Origin of the sequence: Vibrio splendidus, from assembly GCF_002873455.1 — a bacterium.
Lineage (GTDB): Bacteria > Pseudomonadota > Gammaproteobacteria > Enterobacterales > Vibrionaceae > Vibrio > Vibrio splendidus_J.
Window position 1 is genome coordinate 356,118 of sequence record NZ_MCUN01000010.1, and the last position, 16,693, is coordinate 372,810.

Here is a 16,693-nt window from a genome sequence, read left to right on the forward strand (position 1 = left end):
CGTTGAGCCCTAGAAAGTGGCGAGCTATCTCCAACTTTCACTTGGCTGTCAGATAACATCTGGAGTAAAGGCAGCCGATTGAAAACCAATGACTTAATAAAGCAAGCAACGGGGGAAACATTACATGCCAAACACTTTAAGCAGCCCTTGATTGGCCGATAAAAACCGAATCGAAACCACTATTTAAGCTCGTGTCCCTCGCTTCAATTTAGCCCCGTACCTTTTCTAAAGCTCTTAATGCGATCTAAACGTCATATTTAAAACAAAAATAGAAAATTATTCATTTTATGGCCTGAGATAATATTCACTAAAGCCGAATCATTTATACAAAAAAAGAGTCCACCGCTAGATTACATCCAAGCTTATGGATATTTAATCGAATTCCAATAATTTTCATTTCCACAGCCCCATTTCTAGTGAAATGATAATTTGATAGCTATCACATTTAGAACGATTATTTTCTCATACTATCTCGGCATGTTAATTACTTAAGAGTAATTAAAAAACTAGTCATTGTTATTAATAAGCTTGAATTCAATTAGAGATAACAAGCGGTTAATCCCTACTTAAAATAAAATCATTATTAAATGATTGGAGACATTATCATGCGCATAGTATTAGCTTTAGGCGGTAACGCTCTTTTAGCAAGAGGCCAAGCATTAACGGCTGAGAACCAACGTGAAAATATAATCAAATCAGCGGCGAGTATTGCTGCGATAGCACGCGAGCATGAGATTGTTATCGTTCATGGTAATGGTCCACAAGTGGGTTTGTTGATGGAGCAAAACGCAGCTTATAGCGAATATTCACCAGAGACTACCCCATACCCAATGGATGTACTCGGCTCTCAGACCTGTGGCATGGTGGGCTACATGTTACAACAAGAGCTAAGAAACATTGACCCTGAATTAGACGTAGCTACGCTAGTCACGCAAACTGAAGTATGCAAAAAAGACCCTGCGTTTGCTAACCCGACAAAATTTGTTGGACCTGTATATACAGAGCAACGAGCTAAAGAGTTAATGGCTCAAAGCACAATGCAGTTTAAAGCTGATGGCGAGTACTACCGTCGCGTTGTGCCTTCTCCTATGCCAAAAAGCATTGTTGAAATTCAGCAAATTGAAACTCTGCTAGATACTGAAAACCTTGTTATCGCATGTGGCGGCGGCGGTGTTCCTGTGAGCATTGAGCAAGATAAGAGTACTGGCGTAGAGTGCGTAATCGACAAAGATTTTACGGCTGAATTACTGGCTGAAAAAATCCATGCTGACCTATTTATTATCTTAACCGATGGTTCGATTTACCGTAACTATGGTAAAGAAGACCAAGCAGAAATGAAGCAAGCAACGCCTGCTGGTTTAGCAGAATTCTCGTTCCCGGCTGGTTCTATGGGGCCAAAAATTGATGCCGTTTGTAAATTCGTTGAAGCTGGATTGGGTAATGCGGCAATTGGTTCATTATTTGATCTAGATAAAATCATTACTAATGAAGCTGGTACTCTGATTACGAAAGGCGAAGGTATTATTTATTACTAACATTATCGATTGATAACTACTGTTAATATAAAACCATCACACAAGCCTATTATTTGATTATAATTAGGCTTGTTTTATTAAAGTCATTTCAATACTAGCTTAGATAAATACACTTCGTTAATGCTTCCTGAAAATAATGAATACATAATATCGAAATAAAAAGCCCTTCAAGGATTTAACGCCATGGAGGGCTTTTTCGTCATAGAATTGATTCAGATTGGCTTAATTCAGTTAAATGTTATCAGATAGAAACTGAATAATTTTGTCGCTAGCCGCTTTGCTGTCTGGACAGTGGCCAAATTCATCAGAAATGTAGACTTCTCCCTTACTCGATAATGAAGCGGTTTTCTTCACATCATCAGGCATCGCAATAGGGTCTTTTTTAGTGTTTATCGCGAGAAGAGGCACATCAATTCTCGCCTTACCATCAAACAGCCCTTTATTGTTTAAAGAAAACTGAGGAGCCATCTGTTCGAAATAAGACATATCTGAAATATCGCCACCGATTCTTGCAATGAAAGAGTCCGATGACATTCGAGGGATAAACTTCAGTGTTTCAGTTTTACCAATCGGTCCATCAACTAACGCACACCGAGCAACCACAGCCTTTAAGCCTTTTTGGTTCAGAGCAAAGTCCAAGAGAGATGGACCTGCGCCAGAAGAGCCTAACACTCCAATGCGTGTGCTATCGACTTCCAGAATGGAGCTTAAGAAGTTAAACGCCGCCACATGAGAAGCTCGCTCATCGCCAACTTCGATATGGTTTTTATAGTCTAAGCCTGCTCCCGGAATATCAAAGGTTAATACGGCAAAGCCTTTGTCGATCATCGGCTTAATACTATTTTTGTGTTCGATTAATGTTTTATCAACACCACCCGACCACATCACTGCTGGCAAGTTGTTAGTGCTTGTCTCAGGAAGGTGTAAAAGGCCAACGATGCTTCGCCCGTCCTCTCGCTTCATCATCACCTTTTGTACGTTTTCACCGCGTATTTCAGCGGCTTTTAAGTACATCTCGACCGCTTTTTCCATCGCGATGATTTCATTAGGTCGATGAAGGTTCGGGTACGCAGCGACAAGATAAGCCGCTGATGCTCGATCGTAGCTTTCAGCCAGATTGTCTTGAACTGCTTGAGCCTCAATAGTTTCTGCCGACAGAGTAAACTCGTAAGTCCAGAAACCTTTTCTATTCTCATTGTTACTATCGAGCAAACCATCTTTTGTGCTGGATTCAAGGCGCTTCACGGTATTGGTAAAATCAGATTTTTTTAACCCCATCTCTTCCCATTCGCTAACACGAAGAGAACGGTAAAAGTGGTCTTGATTTTCTGCTAAGTCAGACTTAAATGCGGTATGTGCCGTCATATTGTCATCTTGGGCAAGCACAGGAGCCGCTACTGCGCAGGAGATAAGGCTAGCGAGAAGTATTTTGTTCATATCGACCTCTTAGAATTTATAGGTTGCGCCAACACCAATAATGAGTTCAGATTTCTCGTAGAACTCGATGTTTGACGTTGTTACGTCGTAGCCAGCAAGCGCGTTGAATGAGACATTCTCCCAGCCCATTAACTTGTCAAACTCGTACGCGCCAAAAGCCCCAAACTTGCTGTCTTTTTGCTTTTTGTTGAAAAAAACATGCGTATCATCGAAGCTCACTGAGCTGTATTTGCCCGATAAAGCAAAAGCATGGCGACCATAAAATGCTTTGTAAGTTAGCTCTGTGCCAATCTCAGTATTAGACATCGCGTCACCATCGGCAGAGAACGTCTTGTACAACAAAGAAGGTTCAAGGATCGAATTAGAACTTAACTGATGAGAGTATGAGATCTTTGAGTAAAGACCATTGCCATCTCTATCCAGAGATTTAATGGCCGAGCCAGTTTGGAACATACCTGAATTTTCTTTATCAAGTTCAATGGTGTAGTAAGCAAAGTCCGCAGAAAAATTTGAATCCAAAATGTTGTCGTACTTTGCACGATAAGCATTGCTTGAGAAGTCAGTAGCTTCACGGTCGTCACCGGTAATAAACGGGTCAGCCCACGTTTCACCGCCCATGGATGGTAAATAAGAAAACGCGATCGACGAGTTTTCACCAAAGCCGTGCTTGTAACCGAGTTCTAAAACGAAATCACCGACCGCCAAATCGTCTCTAGATGTACCAGCAAACACTTGATGATTGTTGCCCGAACCGAATGTGTAACGAATTTGTCCCAGAGGAGCGACCGCTAATCCCGAGTCTGATTCTCCTTTGGTATTTAGATCGCCCGTTTTTTTCTTGGTATCAGTATTGAAGTTTGATGTTTCAGAGCTCATTCCGATAAGGCCAGAAACCTCGCCACTAAACCCAGATTCGCCAAGTTCGTTCGCGTTGACCGCAAAAGATACCGACAGTGCAATAGTCGTCAACGTTAGTTTTTTCATGCATTCCTCTTTCATTTCGCCAAAACTTAAAGGGCAACACCCTCTATTTAATTAATGATAGGCAACGCATTGTGAAAAATAAGTGAAAAAATAAGTAAAATTGACAGTGGAATTCAAGGCAACCGATGAGTTCTTGCAAATGACGAGCAAACAAACAGGCCTCCACCGCTTTAATACTATGAAGGCCTTTCTGCTCTTATCGCTCGCTAAATCTGAGTCAGCGTTTAACTGTGGCTATTCGTTCGCATCAATTTGGTTCTCAGGCATCGCATCAATGAAGGCCGGCAGCTGATTACACGCTTCAACAATAGAGTTAATCAGCGGATACGGCGACATATCAACACCAAAGCGCAGAGCATTGTAGACTTGCGGCACTAAGCAAATATCTACGATACAAGGTGAGTCCGTGAGGCTATAAACCGAATCACCGTGTGTTTTTCGGTGTTTGGCTAGCTTCTCTTCTAACGCTGAAAACCCTTGGCTCATCCAATAGTGGATCCAATCCATTTTTGCCTCTTGCTCGCACGACAATTCCCGCTCCAAATACTGCAACACGCGCAGGTTATTCAATGGATGAATTTCCATCGCAATATCCTGAGCCATAGCCAATGCTTGATAGCGCAATGGTGTTTGCTTAGGAATCAACAAGGTGTCTGGGCCGCTCTCACACAAATAACTTTCGTCCAAGTATTGCAAGATCGTCAGAGACTGATTGAGTTGAACATCACCATCCACCAGCACGGGCACTAATTCACTGGCGTTGAGCTCGCGATATTGTGGATCATGCTGCTCACCGCCATTACGCACCAAATGCACCGATTTAGACTCATAACTAAGCTGTTTGAGGTTCAACCCAATACGCACCCGATAGGCTGCAGACGAGCGCCAGTAACCGTAAAGTATAATGATCTTGTTCACGATGCTCTCGCTCATACAGAAATCCTATTATGTGGACTATAGCGCCCGATACTGGCTCACTTTCTGGTCAATCGCGCCAAAGATCGAGTCACCAGCGGCATCAAACATCTCAAGCTTGATCGAGTCACCAAACGACATAAATTGAGTCGACGGTTTGCCATCGCGAATCGTCTCTATCATGCGAACTTCAGCTATGCATGAATAACCCACTCCGCCCTCGGCAATTGAGGTACCATGATCGGTGCCTTGCTTATTGGAAACCGTGCCCGAACCAATGATTGCACCGGCCGATAGTGAGCGAGTTTTCGCAGCATGCACGACCAACTCTGCAAAATTGAAAGTCATATCGACGCCCGCATTCGGACAACCAAAAGGCTGGTCGTTGTAGGTCGATATCAACGGTAGATGTACCTTGCTGCCTTTCCACTGTTCGCCAAGCTCATCAGGTGTTACCGCAACCGGAGAGAACGCCGAAGATGGTTTAGACTGGAAGAACCCAAAGCCTTTCGCGAGCTCTGCCGGAATCAAACCACGCAGCGACACATCATTCACCAACATCAGCAAGCGAATCGACTCGTGCACCTGTTTAGCGCTAGCGCCCATCGGTACATCACCGGTCACAATCGCGACCTCACCTTCGAAATCGATACCCCATTCGTCGCTGGCAAATTCAATGTTGTCACGAGGGCCAATAAACGCGTCTGAACCGCCTTGATACATGAGTGGATCAACCCAGAAACTTTCTGGCATTTCAGCACCACGTGCTTTACGCACCAATTCAACGTGGTTTACATACGCGCTGCCATCAGCCCATTGATATGCGCGCGGCAGAGGTGATTCACAATACTGAGGTGCAAACACTTCACTGCCAGTCACATGCCCGTTGTTTAACGAGGTGTATAACTCTTGTAACTGGGAAGCCACGCTGTCCCAGTTATCCAATGCTACCTGCATGGTGGGTGCAAGGTGCATCGCATGGAAGATTTCGGTGGCAGCCACACACTGCTTTAAATCTTTACTCACGACCATCAATAGACCGTCGCGAGTGCCATTTTTCTTGGTTGCTAATTTCATCCTTGTCCCTTATTTCTTATCATCAGCCATTTCTTTCAAACCAGAGTCTTGCCAACTGTAGACATATTCTTTGTTCTCAACACTATCGAGTTCGTCAGAAAACTGCAGTGCATGGCGAGTATCGATCATCACCGCCACTTCATCGGTAAACTTCTTCTTATGAGCTTGCCCAGCCTTGAAGGCTTTTGGATGAGGCCCATGCGTAAATCCAGCAGGGTGGAAGGTCACCATGCCCGCTTCAATGTTGTCGCGGCTAAAAAAGTCACCAGCGTGATAGAACAGCACTTCATCGTAATCATCATTGTTGTGGTAGAACGGCACTTTCAATGCACCAGGATCGCTCTCAATCGGGCGTGGCACAAAGGTACACACCACAAATCCAGCGCCAACAAACGTCGTATGCGCAGAAGGTGGCAAGTGATAGCGATGCGACATCAGCGGTCTGATATCGCGCCAATTCACTTTAACCACCGCTAAGTCGCCATGCCAGCCAATCGCATCCAATGGGTTGAACGGATAGGTGATCACGCTGACTTTGTCGTGGCGCTTCACCTGAACCTGAGTCTGGCTTTCTGAATATTGAGCGCGGAATTGATCATTGATAGAGGGGATATCAAGCACCGCAGGATCAAACACCGCGTGATTACCAACCATGCCTTTCTCTGGCAGGGAGTAAGCCGCGTCTGTGTTCTCAATCATCAAGATGAACATCGGCTCACTTGGCTCTAAGCGCCAGTTGGTCGAGCGCGGGATCATCACATAATCCCCTTCACTCACGGCTAGATGACCATAGTCACAATAGAGATCGGCGCTACCTTGGTGAATGAACAGCAGCTCATCACCGTCAGAATTCCGCACCAAGAAATCCATCTTCTCATCCATGCGCCATACGCGGATTTTGCAGTCCGCATTGTGCAAAAGATGAGGCACCGCCCAAGGGGTTATCTGGCTGGCTTTTTCTACCAGCGTAAAATCAAAAGCACGAGGACGTAAATCGCCCTCCCACTCCGACCAACTTGTAGGGGCATGTTGGTGATGAAAGTGAGCCGCTGGGCCGAAGAAACCACTCCGGCCTGCCTCTCGCTCATAGATTGCCTCTTCGGGAAAATCGGCGTGCGCTTGTTTAGAGCACACACCCTCCCGATGAGGAAACGAGATCCATTTATGCATCGTCTAATACTCCTCGACGAATCTGGTCCTCTTCAATCGATTCAAACAGCGCCTTGAAGTTACCTTCTCCAAAGCCTTCGTTGCCTTTACGCTGAATGATTTCAAAGAACACAGGCCCGATTACCGTCTGCGTAAAAATTTGCAGCAAAATGCCGTCTTTGGTCGGTGCGCCATCAATCAGAACGCGCAGGTCGCGCAGCAGATCGGTGTCTTCACCGTGGCCTTTCACACGATCGTCAACTTTCTCATAGTAGGTATCTGGGGTTGGCATAAAGTCCATGCCACGCTCACGTAAGGTTTTGACCGTTTTGTATATGTCATCCGTTGCGAGTGCGATGTGTTGGATACCTTCGCCGTTGTATTCGCGAATGAACTCTTCGATTTGTGATTTGTCGTCGGAAGACTCATTGATAGGGATACGGATTTTGCCACACGGTGAGGTCATGGCGCGGCTCACAAGGCCTGTCAGCTTGCCTTCGATATCGAAGTAGCGAATCTCACGGAAGTTACCAAGACGCTCATAGAACCCAGACCACACATCCATATTGCCTTGCTTAACGTTGTGCGTGAGGTGGTCGATTTCATACAAGCCAACATTGGCTTCGGCCATACGCTCTTCCGCATCGTCATAGAATCGGAAATCGACGTCATAGATGCTCTGCTTGCCATAACGATCCACAAAATAGAGCAGGCTCTCACCGATGCCGTAAATAGCCGGAATGCTCAGTTCCATCGGCCCTATTTCTGTTTTGTACTCTTCACCACCGCCCTTGAATGCTTGCTCCATGGCAGCCGTTGCTTCGTTGACACGAAAAGCCATGCCGCACACCGATGGCCCATGCACTTTAGCGAACGCTTCCGCTTGGCTGTGTGGCTGTTCATTAACGATGAAGTTGATGTCACCTTGTCGATACAGCCAAGCCTCTTTTGAGCGGTGCTTGGCGACCTCAGCAAAACCAAGTGACACAAACAGCGCTTTAAGTTGCTCAATTCCCTTGTGGTCAACGGCCGTGTATTCAACAAACTCGAATCCATCCGTGCCAAGCGGGTTGTATGACTCCACCATGAACTTTCTCCTTGTACCTATTGGTTTTGTATTTATTACGTGGTTGTGTGTTTTTTATCCTTAATTAAATTTGGCCCACAAGCCGACAGATTGGAATGGATGGAAGGAAATGGGCAATAACGCTAGAAACCCGTCAAATTGTAAAATATTTGTTACACACAAACCATCAAGACAAGAAAGTGAGTGCCATCAAGGGATTGAAAGATGGTGGTTTGATTTACAGCAGAGCAAGAAATGTTATTGAATTGTTACATACATCCTTTTGTCAGCTAAGGTAATAAATCGAACATTAGACTGATGATGCAAAAAAGCCGCCGTAGTCAGCGGCTTGATGAGTTCTAGAGCGAACCTAATTCGAAGGTAAGATTCTGTTTAATCCCAGTCGAGGATCGACCAATTCGGTTGATCAGCCAGTGCTTTCAAACGCGGGCATGGGTTTACTAGGTAAGCAAAGTCAGCGTGTTCACACAAAGGTAAGTCGTTGATTGAATCCGTATAAAAGTGAATGTCTGAGTAGTTGGTTTCTTGATTGTCTAACCACTCTTTTAAACGGGTGACTTTACCTTCACGGTAGCTTGGCACACCTGATATTTGAGAAGTAAAACGGCCTTGGTTTTCAACTAAATCGATACCGAGTGCGTTCTCGATACCAATCTTGCGACCGACCGCTTCCACCAAGAAAGTCACGCTGGCAGAGATGATCAACATGTCGATATCATCATTCTCAAGCTGCTCAATCAAAGGTTTCGACTGCTTGAACTGTTTAGGCAAAATATGCTGTTCAACACACTCTTCGACCAATGCGGTGACTTGCTCTATTGGCATACCGGCCAAAGGCTGCATGGAAAACGTGAGGTAATCTTCCATGTTCAGTTTGCCTTCCGAATACAGGCCCATTAAGCGCTTATCTTCTTCAATAAAGTTGGGCGCAGTGGCAATGCCCTTTTCAACCAAGAACGCATTCCAGAGCATCGCTGCATCGGCATTGATCAGCGTTTCATCCATATCAAATACATACAAAGGTTTGAACATCTTAGGCTCTCACGGGTTGAATTTCGTTCAGGTTAAATAGCAGTTCAAGTTGGCTGCATGCTATAACGGAATTGTGACAGTTAAAGCGTATTTTCGTGGCAGTTGTGTTTCACACTAATGACAATCGCCCCATGCTTATTTTTTAAGTACAACAGCTTATGGATTCGATCGATATTGATAAGCGATGCATTAACTAACCAAACCTTAAGTAGCTAGAAAAAGAACTCCGACTGATTCAGTCGGAGTTCTTATTGGTTGGGTATGCTTTAGCGAGACATCAGTTAAATGAACCTAAACTATTTTCTGCTCATGCTCCTTACTTAACTCTGTCTCTTTCGACAAGAAACTGGCAACAATCTCTCTCAGTTTCCCTTGATTAACTGGCTTTGGTAAAAACTCATCCATACCGACATCGAAACACAAGTGTTTGTCTCGCTGTACGACGTTGGCCGTCAGCGCAACGATTGGAATTTGCTTTGAAGAGCCCGCTTCAATCGCTCTGATCTGTTTAGTCGCTTCGAAGCCATCGAGAACCGGCATCTGGCAATCCATGAAAATCATCACGTATTCGTTAGACTTGAATTTCTCGACACCAATCTCACCGTTGTCGGCAATATCAACCTCAAACCCCAACTTCTTGAGCATCATCTTGGCGACTTGTTGATTCACTCTAGAATCTTCAACAACCAAGACCTTGCCACTAAACGCAGCAGCCACTGATTTTAGCTCTCCTTTAGCTTGATCTTGTTCATCTGTTGGTGTGGTTTTAACAGAGGCCGTTGATGTAGCTTCAGCAGAACCCGCTAGTTTGGTTAATGGTACTGGTTCATTGTCTTTGAACGCGACCTCACCTCTGTTTGGATAGGTAAAGTTTGAGGTATCCGCTGCTCTCGCGAGGACTTCACTCAACGTCCATTTAAGCTGGTTATCTTGATAAGGACGAGCTATATAAGCAACAAAACCCACTTGTTTAGCACGCACTTCATCTTGTTTTCGTGGGTCGGCGGAGATCATCACTAGCTTGGGACAAGCTTTGTCAAAACGCTCAATCAAGCTTCTTGCTAACTGGAATCCGTCAATAGACGGCATGACTTTATCAATCAGCACCAGATCATAAGGCGATGACTTCGCGACAGACTCCGAAACAAGCTCTAACGCCTGGATGGCGGTTTCACAACACTCTGACTTAACGCCGAATGATTGAAGTTGTGTTGAGGTAATACGCATGTTCAGTTGACTATCATCAACCAGAAGCACCGAGACTTTATTAAAATCGATATTGCTCTCGTCAACGTCCAAGCTCGGGTCAAAGTCAGCGGTAAAGTAGAATGAACTCCCCTTGCCTACGACACTGGTTAGCTCAAGCTTACTGCCCATTAAAGTCACGATCTTATCGCATATTGTTAGACCAAGCCCTGTGCCTCCGTAAATACGGGTGGTGCTGCCGTCGGCTTGTTGAAATTTATCGAACACCGATTGTTGCTTGTCTTCCGCAATACCGATACCACTGTCGGTAACCTCAAATTTCACTCTTAGTTTTTGTTCCGGCTCTATGATGTCTTCCAAGCGAAGTGAGAGCGTAACATGGCCATGCTCGGTAAATTTGATGGCGTTGCCGACTAGGTTATTCAGCACTTGTCTTAGCTGGGTCCCATCGCCAATAACCATGGTTGGGATCTTAGGATCAATCGCCAGTTGGAATCTGAGCCCTTTCTGTTCGGCTTTAACTCTGAAAGTCGACTCTACATCTGCAGCAATGCCCATCATTTTCATGGGTTCTTGCTGAAGTTCTAAACGCCCCGCCTCAATCTTCGAGTAGTCGAGAATGTCATTGATTAAGTCGAGTAGAGTAAGCGAAGAGGTATTGAGCATATCGACATACTCTTTTTGCTCTTTCGGCATATCCATTTCAGAGAGCAAAGACGACAGCCCGATAATCCCGTTCATTGGGGTGCGGATTTCGTGGCTCATGTTGGCAAGAAATTCACTTTTGTTGTGGTTGGCAACCTCAGCGACATCTTTGGCTTTTTCTAGTTCTTGGTATTGTTGGCGAATACGTTCGACAGACTGGTTGTAGCTACTCTCTAGCGTTGAGATTTCGTCTCTGTATGTAGAGTCGGTTGGCGTTATGAAGCGCGGTTTGTTGTCTTCGGCTTGTTGTTGGTTGATCTGGGAAGACATAGTCATTAAACGTTTGACCACAAGGCGATAGACGATCGTTAAACACACCAGAGACAGTAAGAATATTTTAACGGCTTCGAAGCCGAGCAATAGTAGAACTCGCTCTTCAAAGTCATTGAGGATCATACTCAAATCAGATTGCACCGTGAGCGTCGCCAATGGGAAATCTGTGCCCCCCATCTGGTGCACCATTTCCCAAGACTGGGAATAAGACTGACCTGAAGTCTTTTGACCTAATTCTAGAATTATTTCATCGGGACTTTCGATAAGAAGGTAACTAACAGAGGGTAAACGAGAGATGCCTTCGGCTTGCACAAACAGTTGCTCTCGATCTTCAACCCACAAGCTGGACGTTAACCCCGAAAGATAGCCAGCCTTAACCTGTTCGATCTGAGAACTGATAAAAGAAACTCGACTTTGGTACTCCACATACAACCCTAGACCTGTCACTATAACTGTGAATAAGGTGCTGATTGCTATTATAATCCCGATCAACTGTCGGGAGAGTCCAATATAGCGTTTTCCTTTTGTCACCATACACAAATTACCATTATTGTTATCCTAGCAAACTACAATTACTCAACTAGTATAATAGTAGTCATTCATCAAATAACTAGGGAAGGTTATGAAAAAACATCTTATATTTGCATCCATAGTCAGTTTGTTTTCAAGCAGTTATGCTTTTGCAAGCGAACCTGTTCACTACTACATTATTGCGAGCCAAGCGCAACCTTTTCAGATCGAAACTGATGGGTCATCTCACAGAGGAATGGTTTCGGATATTGTTGAGGCCGTATTTGATGACAGCCAATACGAGATCGACTACCACACCTACCCTTTCAACCGCATGATTGACAAGCTCGACGCGAGAGAGAATCCAAACTGGGTAACTTACGGAAGCCCTAGTTGGGGAAATATCCAATCTGTAAACCTGTCTAAAGATCCGATTTACAATGTAAAACACGTGTTACTCAGCAGCGGTAAGGCACCATTTGAGTTCAATACTATCGACGATTTAAAAGGAAAAGCGGTGGTCTTGCTGGTGGGGTTCGAATATCCAAACCTAGATCCTTACATCAAACAAGGCAAGCTCAATGAGATTCGAGTTAAAGATTACAGCGCGGCTTTTCGTGTGTTAAACCGAACGCCAGGTGATACCGTTTTTGTTGAGATGGAATCGAGAATCAAATACAACCTAAACGAGCAGAAGTTAAGTATTGATGATTACCAGATGCAAGAGTTTGGTTCAGTGATCAATAACTACCCTATCCATTTAGCATTTGACCCTGAGATGGACCCTAAGCTCCAAAGCTTCATCGACCAGCGTCTCGACCAAATGAAAGATGATGGGCAACTTGATGACATCGTAAAAGGATACTTATAGCCCTTTGGTTTATCTGTAAAGCGAGTTTATCTGTAAAAGCGCCTAGCTGACGCTGTAAAGCACTTTACTACTCTTAGTCACCCCTTGCTCAACTTGCAACGAAAAGGCCGTTCTGCTCTGCTTAGACTAGACTAACTTAATACTAAATTGCAGAGCGGCCTTTCAAATTAAGCATTTAAAGAAACTGTCTTTTAACTCGCTCTCGAGAAGTTAATGTGAAAGGTTAATGCGAAGTAATCAAATGCAACTGTTGATTACGAAGTTGTTGTCGCACAGTCATCAAAATCTCTCCTAAGCGATTCTCACCAGTACCATCCCCCCCATCGCCCCAAAAATTATCTTTGTGAGAATGCTCTTTGATCACCGAATCACCAGTATTGGTTAGAAACAAAGCAAACTTCGGGTTCTGGCGGAACTTCTCAGTCACAATAAATTGCATCACTTCAACACGAATGTCATACCAATCAGCACGCACTTGGTCTTCGTAATCACGACTTAAAGAGAACGCTTCAGCAGGAGTACTGGCTTCGAGAATAGTGTTGCGCAGCGCTTGAGAGGCAAACTTCATCGCTTGATAATAATGCTCGCTGGTTGCCCAAATTTTATCGTCAACCTTGATGGGGCAAGCTGCAAAATTTGATAGGTATCCGTTTGGATCTTCAGGTTCATAAAACAGCACTTCTTTGGCTTTAGCCACAGAATTAGACATAGCCTTCTCCTTACCCACGACATCGCATATTTTTGCTTTAACTTTAAAATTAGTGGCGTTGCATATTGCTGTCAAACAACTTAGTTCAAGAGTATGCCATGAGCATGCTTTTAGACGAGAGCAGGTAATGTAGAAGAGAAGCAATAGGTTTAAATGGTGGGAGACAAGGATCATTATTTACTTATAAAAAGCACACTGTCCTTTTAAAAAAGACATATAAATCAAAGGGTGGCGATGTGCCACCCTCTTAAATGCAATAGAGGTTCTTAGTGAATAAGACCTAGTTCCCTCGCTTCTTCCAGACTAAAACCGCTTTCTCTAATTTCTCTTAGAGCTTCAATACGACGACGAGCTTCAGCAGACTTCATTTTCTTTTCTGGTTTGAAAGATACTTCTTCTTCAGCATCCCACTTGTTTGCAATATTTGTCATTTCATCATGGTTGATAGAATTAATGGACATGTTTTCCTCCGAAAAGCACCATGTAATGGACAGGTAATCTGTAGCAAATGCTCTTTCACTTGTTAAGAAATTCTGTACCGAAATGTGATGATTCCGACGCTTCACAAAGCTAATTAATAAATGCCTCATTTAAACTTTGCCAAAGCCATTTTCTGCAATTACATTTACAAGATTCCCCATAAGAAATGTGGTTTGATCCACCTCTCATTTTCCCCGTTCTCATTTATTGTTTCCCACTGAAACTTCGTGAAATAACTCAAGATAAATTTCGAGGCACTTCATTCTTTTTGTGCTCATCGCTTTCACTAAATTCACTTCAAGTTAATGATAATGGTTATCAATATCATAACTGAGTATTTATCATGTCTAGGGAAAATTCAGATAAACCACTTCTCGAAGTGAAGAATCTATGTGTCGATTACATCACCGATGACGGTGATTTTAATGCCGTAAAATCCGTAAGCTTCAGCATAGGCCAAGGCGAGATTTTTGGCTTAGCCGGAGAATCAGGCTGTGGCAAAAGCACCATCGCATTTGCCATTAACCGCCTGCATAAGCCGCCCGCTTTCATCTCTGGAGGCCAGATACTATTTGATGGGCAAAACCTGTTGAGCTTATCGGACAGCCACTTGAACACCTTGCGCTGGAGCGAAATCGCCATGGTGTTCCAAAGTGCGATGAACTCGCTCAATCCCGTACTCACCATTCAAGAGCAGTTTGCTGATGTTTTGCGTCACCATAAAGGAATGACCAACGAACAAGCCAAAAACCGCTCAGAGAAGCTCCTCGACCTTGTCAATATCCCGCGCCACCGCCTAACCGAGTACCCGCATCAGTTTAGCGGAGGGATGCGTCAACGCTTAGTCATCGCCATCGCGCTCGCCCTCAATCCCAAATTGATCATTATGGACGAGCCAACAACGGCGCTTGATGTGGTTGTACAACGCGAAATTCTGCAGCAAATACACCAACTCAGAGAAGAGTTTGGTTTCTCGATATTGTTCATTACCCACGACCTCGCACTAATGAGCCAGTTATGTGACCGCATTGCCATCATGCGCCACGGCCAGATCGTTGAAATCAACCAAGCCTATGAGATTCGCAACAACCCTCAGCACTCCTACACCCAAAAGCTATGGAGTTCTTTCCCTAACATTCACGAACATGCGCACACGACTGCGTGCTAGGAGAGCTCTATGTCACAACCTATTTTTCAAGTAAAAAACCTCGTTAAAGAGTTCACCGTTGGCGGTGGATTTGGTAAAGAAGAAATTTTCAGAGCATTGCATGGGGTGAGTTTTGATTTGCATGCCGGTAAAACACTGGCACTGGTTGGAGAATCAGGTTGCGGAAAAAGCACCTGCGCCCGATTGATGACCAAGGTTTACCCGCCGACAGAGGGAGAGATACTGTTCAATGGCAGAGACATCTCTACCCTAAAAAGCCGTAAAGATATCTTGGATTACCGTAGTCGCGTACAAATGATATTTCAAGACCCATTTGGCTCACTTAATCCAACCCACACCATTGAGCACCACTTAACGCGCCCGCTTAAAATCCATAATCAAGTTGCCACGAAACAAGCTCTAACAGAGCGTCTCAAAGAGTTATTAACGCTGGTGGAGTTACCCATCGAAACTCTCGCCAAGTACCCTCACGAGCTTAGTGGTGGCCAAAGGCAGCGGGTTAACCTAGCAAGAGCACTCGCGGTTGGCGCCGAGGTTATTCTTGCTGATGAACCGACCTCAATGTTGGACGTTTCTATTCGACTTGGTGTGTTAAACCTCATGCAAAAAATGAAGAAAGAGTTGGGGATTGGCTTTTTGTACATAACCCATGATCTCGCCACTGCACACTATATCGCGGAAGAGACAGCGGTAATGTACAAAGGGCAGATCGTTGAGTGGGGATCAACCCAGTCGATCTTAACCAACCCACAACACCCGTACACCAAGTTATTGATCTCTGCAGTGCCCGACCCCGATCTGCCATTTGGCGAACTGGTCAAAAATGAGCCAAACTATTCAGTGGACGCTGATCGTATTCGAGAGCAAAGCAGTGAAATTCAGCATGAAGTCAAGAAAGTTGCTGATAATCACTATGTAAAACAGTGGGATAACGTTGCATGAATGAACTAGATACTTGGTTAGAGCGGATCGGTAATTGGTACAAAGACCGAAAGCATGATCAAGTGGAACAGTTAGAATCTTTGATCTTAACGCCTCCAGATGCACTCTGGGGGCCAATGATCACAAATGAACAGAGCAAAGGCATTGCGTGTTGGCTTGATGGATGCCTGAGAATCTTTACGTTTTATCGATATAAAGACGTAACGCCAACGACATCAACAAAGCTTGCAGCATCAAGCTCATCATCGCTCTCAAACGAGGCTGGTGGCTCGCACTATCAAGAAAAGGCCTATCAATACCTGATGTTTGCCTATAGCAAGCTGCAAGCCGTGTCATGCGACCTAAAATCAGAGCCTGACTTGCAAGAGTGGTGTACGCAGCGGCTCCAGCATTTATGTGTACTGGCTTTAGAATTTACTAACCAACAACAAGAACCGCGTTGGAAGGAAGAATCAGAAAAACTGATCGAATCGCATGTGCGTTTTATGGCAAGCCAACACCAGAACGATGATCAAGGTGCAGCTCTACGTCAACTCCACTGATCCACCCAACGGTTTAACCCTGATCGATCAAACACCAAAGCAGAATCCCTTCACAAATAGGATCCGTGAAA

Annotated in this window: 16 protein-coding genes and 1 pseudogene; 7 read left to right on the forward strand and 10 right to left on the reverse strand. The window is 44.5% G+C overall.

The window, feature by feature from the left end; translation table 11 throughout:
• Window positions 1–6 precede the first annotated feature (6 nt).
• Together BCU75_RS24830 and BCU75_RS10670 are read left to right on the forward strand one after the other, a co-directional pair.
• Window positions 7–162, forward strand: a pseudogene (locus BCU75_RS24830) (carboxypeptidase M32); the annotation flags it as partial.
• Window positions 163–605: 443 nt separating this feature from the next.
• The gene (locus BCU75_RS10670; protein WP_102473820.1) at window positions 606–1,535 is read left to right on the forward strand and encodes a carbamate kinase; all 930 of its coding nucleotides are present in this window, start codon (window positions 606–608) and stop codon (window positions 1,533–1,535) included.
• A 231-nt stretch (window positions 1,536–1,766) separates the two neighbouring features.
• Here BCU75_RS10670 and BCU75_RS10675 read toward each other — a convergent pair whose 3' ends face one another.
• The 6 genes from BCU75_RS10675 to hppD form a co-directional block, all read right to left on the reverse strand.
• Complete coding sequence (locus BCU75_RS10675; protein ID WP_102473821.1) at window positions 1,767–2,972, reverse strand: alpha/beta hydrolase; 1,206 nt, start codon at window positions 2,970–2,972, stop codon at window positions 1,767–1,769.
• Window positions 2,973–2,981: 9 nt separating this feature from the next.
• Window positions 2,982–3,956, reverse strand: a complete 975-nt coding sequence (locus tag BCU75_RS10680; RefSeq protein WP_157933905.1) for a DUF2860 domain-containing protein — start codon at window positions 3,954–3,956, stop codon at window positions 2,982–2,984.
• Window positions 3,957–4,190: 234 nt separating this feature from the next.
• A complete protein-coding gene (gene maiA, locus BCU75_RS10685) occupies window positions 4,191–4,889 on the reverse strand; it encodes a maleylacetoacetate isomerase (protein WP_102473823.1) in 699 nt (232 codons plus the stop codon).
• 21 nt (window positions 4,890–4,910) lie between these two features.
• A complete protein-coding gene (locus tag BCU75_RS10690) occupies window positions 4,911–5,948 on the reverse strand; it encodes a fumarylacetoacetate hydrolase family protein (protein ID WP_102473824.1) in 1,038 nt (345 codons plus the stop codon).
• A 9-nt stretch (window positions 5,949–5,957) separates the two neighbouring features.
• Complete coding sequence (locus tag BCU75_RS10695) at window positions 5,958–7,118, reverse strand: homogentisate 1,2-dioxygenase (RefSeq protein ID WP_102473825.1); 1,161 nt, start codon at window positions 7,116–7,118, stop codon at window positions 5,958–5,960.
• Complete coding sequence (gene hppD / locus BCU75_RS10700) at window positions 7,111–8,184, reverse strand: 4-hydroxyphenylpyruvate dioxygenase (RefSeq protein WP_102473826.1); 1,074 nt, start codon at window positions 8,182–8,184, stop codon at window positions 7,111–7,113. Before hppD ends, BCU75_RS10695 begins: the two co-directional genes overlap by 8 nt.
• 95 nt (window positions 8,185–8,279) lie before the next feature.
• Here hppD and BCU75_RS24565 point away from each other — a divergent pair, with 95 nt between their 5' ends.
• Entirely contained in the window at window positions 8,280–8,462 is a 183-nt protein-coding gene (locus tag BCU75_RS24565) for a hypothetical protein (protein ID WP_102473827.1), read from the forward strand.
• A 94-nt stretch (window positions 8,463–8,556) separates the two neighbouring features.
• Here BCU75_RS24565 and BCU75_RS10710 read toward each other — a convergent pair whose 3' ends face one another.
• Both BCU75_RS10710 and BCU75_RS10715 read right to left on the reverse strand, forming a co-directional pair.
• A complete protein-coding gene (locus tag BCU75_RS10710; RefSeq protein WP_102473828.1) occupies window positions 8,557–9,216 on the reverse strand; it encodes an HAD family hydrolase in 660 nt (219 codons plus the stop codon).
• Between the two features lie 291 nt (window positions 9,217–9,507).
• On the reverse strand, window positions 9,508–11,934 hold the full coding sequence (locus tag BCU75_RS10715) for a response regulator (RefSeq protein ID WP_102473829.1): 2,427 nt from the start codon (window positions 11,932–11,934) through the stop codon (window positions 9,508–9,510).
• A gap of 88 nt (window positions 11,935–12,022) precedes the next feature.
• Here BCU75_RS10715 and BCU75_RS10720 point away from each other — a divergent pair, with 88 nt between their 5' ends.
• Window positions 12,023–12,781: a substrate-binding periplasmic protein gene (locus tag BCU75_RS10720; protein ID WP_102465027.1), complete on the forward strand. Its 759-nt coding sequence runs from the start codon at window positions 12,023–12,025 to the stop codon at window positions 12,779–12,781.
• A gap of 223 nt (window positions 12,782–13,004) precedes the next feature.
• Here the strand turns inward: BCU75_RS10720 and BCU75_RS10725 are convergent, their stop codons facing one another.
• Together BCU75_RS10725 and BCU75_RS10730 are read right to left on the reverse strand one after the other, a co-directional pair.
• Entirely contained in the window at window positions 13,005–13,490 is a 486-nt protein-coding gene (locus BCU75_RS10725; RefSeq protein ID WP_102473830.1) for an NADAR family protein, read from the reverse strand.
• A 266-nt stretch (window positions 13,491–13,756) separates the two neighbouring features.
• Window positions 13,757–13,951 (reverse strand): PA3496 family putative envelope integrity protein, encoded by a 195-nt coding sequence (locus BCU75_RS10730; RefSeq protein ID WP_004732575.1) that lies wholly within the window; start codon window positions 13,949–13,951, stop codon window positions 13,757–13,759.
• A 362-nt stretch (window positions 13,952–14,313) separates the two neighbouring features.
• Here BCU75_RS10730 and BCU75_RS10735 point away from each other — a divergent pair, with 362 nt between their 5' ends.
• The 3 genes from BCU75_RS10735 to BCU75_RS10745 are packed head-to-tail and all read left to right on the forward strand — an operon-like array spanning window position 14,314 to window position 16,622.
• Window positions 14,314–15,138, forward strand: coding sequence for an ABC transporter ATP-binding protein (locus BCU75_RS10735; protein WP_102473831.1), 825 nt, complete (start codon window positions 14,314–14,316; stop codon window positions 15,136–15,138).
• Between the two features lie 9 nt (window positions 15,139–15,147).
• Window positions 15,148–16,080, forward strand: a complete 933-nt coding sequence (locus tag BCU75_RS10740; protein ID WP_102465024.1) for an ATP-binding cassette domain-containing protein — start codon at window positions 15,148–15,150, stop codon at window positions 16,078–16,080.
• Window positions 16,077–16,622, forward strand: coding sequence for a transcriptional regulator (locus BCU75_RS10745; RefSeq protein ID WP_102473832.1), 546 nt, complete (start codon window positions 16,077–16,079; stop codon window positions 16,620–16,622). The genes BCU75_RS10740 and BCU75_RS10745 overlap by 4 nt, the downstream gene beginning before the upstream one ends.
• The last annotated feature ends 71 nt before the right edge of the window (window positions 16,623–16,693 follow it).

Excerpts from the sequence above, each read along its gene's own strand:
- BCU75_RS10670 (WP_102473820.1), top strand. The coding sequence starts at position 606 with ATGCGCATAGTATTAGCTTTAGGCGGTAACGCTCTTTTAGCAAGAGGC.
- BCU75_RS10675 (WP_102473821.1), bottom strand. The coding sequence starts at position 2,972 with ATGAACAAAATACTTCTCGCTAGCCTTATCTCCTGCGCAGTAGCGGCT.
- BCU75_RS10680 (WP_157933905.1), bottom strand. The coding sequence starts at position 3,956 with ATGAAAAAACTAACGTTGACGACTATTGCACTGTCGGTATCTTTTGCG.
- maiA (WP_102473823.1), bottom strand. The coding sequence starts at position 4,889 with ATGAGCGAGAGCATCGTGAACAAGATCATTATACTTTACGGTTACTGG.
- BCU75_RS10690 (WP_102473824.1), bottom strand. The coding sequence starts at position 5,948 with ATGAAATTAGCAACCAAGAAAAATGGCACTCGCGACGGTCTATTGATG.
- BCU75_RS10695 (WP_102473825.1), bottom strand. The coding sequence starts at position 7,118 with ATGCATAAATGGATCTCGTTTCCTCATCGGGAGGGTGTGTGCTCTAAA.
- hppD (WP_102473826.1), bottom strand. The coding sequence starts at position 8,184 with ATGGTGGAGTCATACAACCCGCTTGGCACGGATGGATTCGAGTTTGTT.
- BCU75_RS24565 (WP_102473827.1), top strand. The coding sequence starts at position 8,280 with ATGGATGGAAGGAAATGGGCAATAACGCTAGAAACCCGTCAAATTGTA.
- BCU75_RS10710 (WP_102473828.1), bottom strand. The coding sequence starts at position 9,216 with ATGTTCAAACCTTTGTATGTATTTGATATGGATGAAACGCTGATCAAT.
- BCU75_RS10715 (WP_102473829.1), bottom strand. The coding sequence starts at position 11,934 with ATGGTGACAAAAGGAAAACGCTATATTGGACTCTCCCGACAGTTGATC.
- BCU75_RS10720 (WP_102465027.1), top strand. The coding sequence starts at position 12,023 with ATGAAAAAACATCTTATATTTGCATCCATAGTCAGTTTGTTTTCAAGC.
- BCU75_RS10725 (WP_102473830.1), bottom strand. The coding sequence starts at position 13,490 with ATGTCTAATTCTGTGGCTAAAGCCAAAGAAGTGCTGTTTTATGAACCT.
- BCU75_RS10730 (WP_004732575.1), bottom strand. The coding sequence starts at position 13,951 with ATGTCCATTAATTCTATCAACCATGATGAAATGACAAATATTGCAAAC.
- BCU75_RS10735 (WP_102473831.1), top strand. The coding sequence starts at position 14,314 with ATGTCTAGGGAAAATTCAGATAAACCACTTCTCGAAGTGAAGAATCTA.
- BCU75_RS10740 (WP_102465024.1), top strand. The coding sequence starts at position 15,148 with ATGTCACAACCTATTTTTCAAGTAAAAAACCTCGTTAAAGAGTTCACC.
- BCU75_RS10745 (WP_102473832.1), top strand. The coding sequence starts at position 16,077 with ATGAATGAACTAGATACTTGGTTAGAGCGGATCGGTAATTGGTACAAA.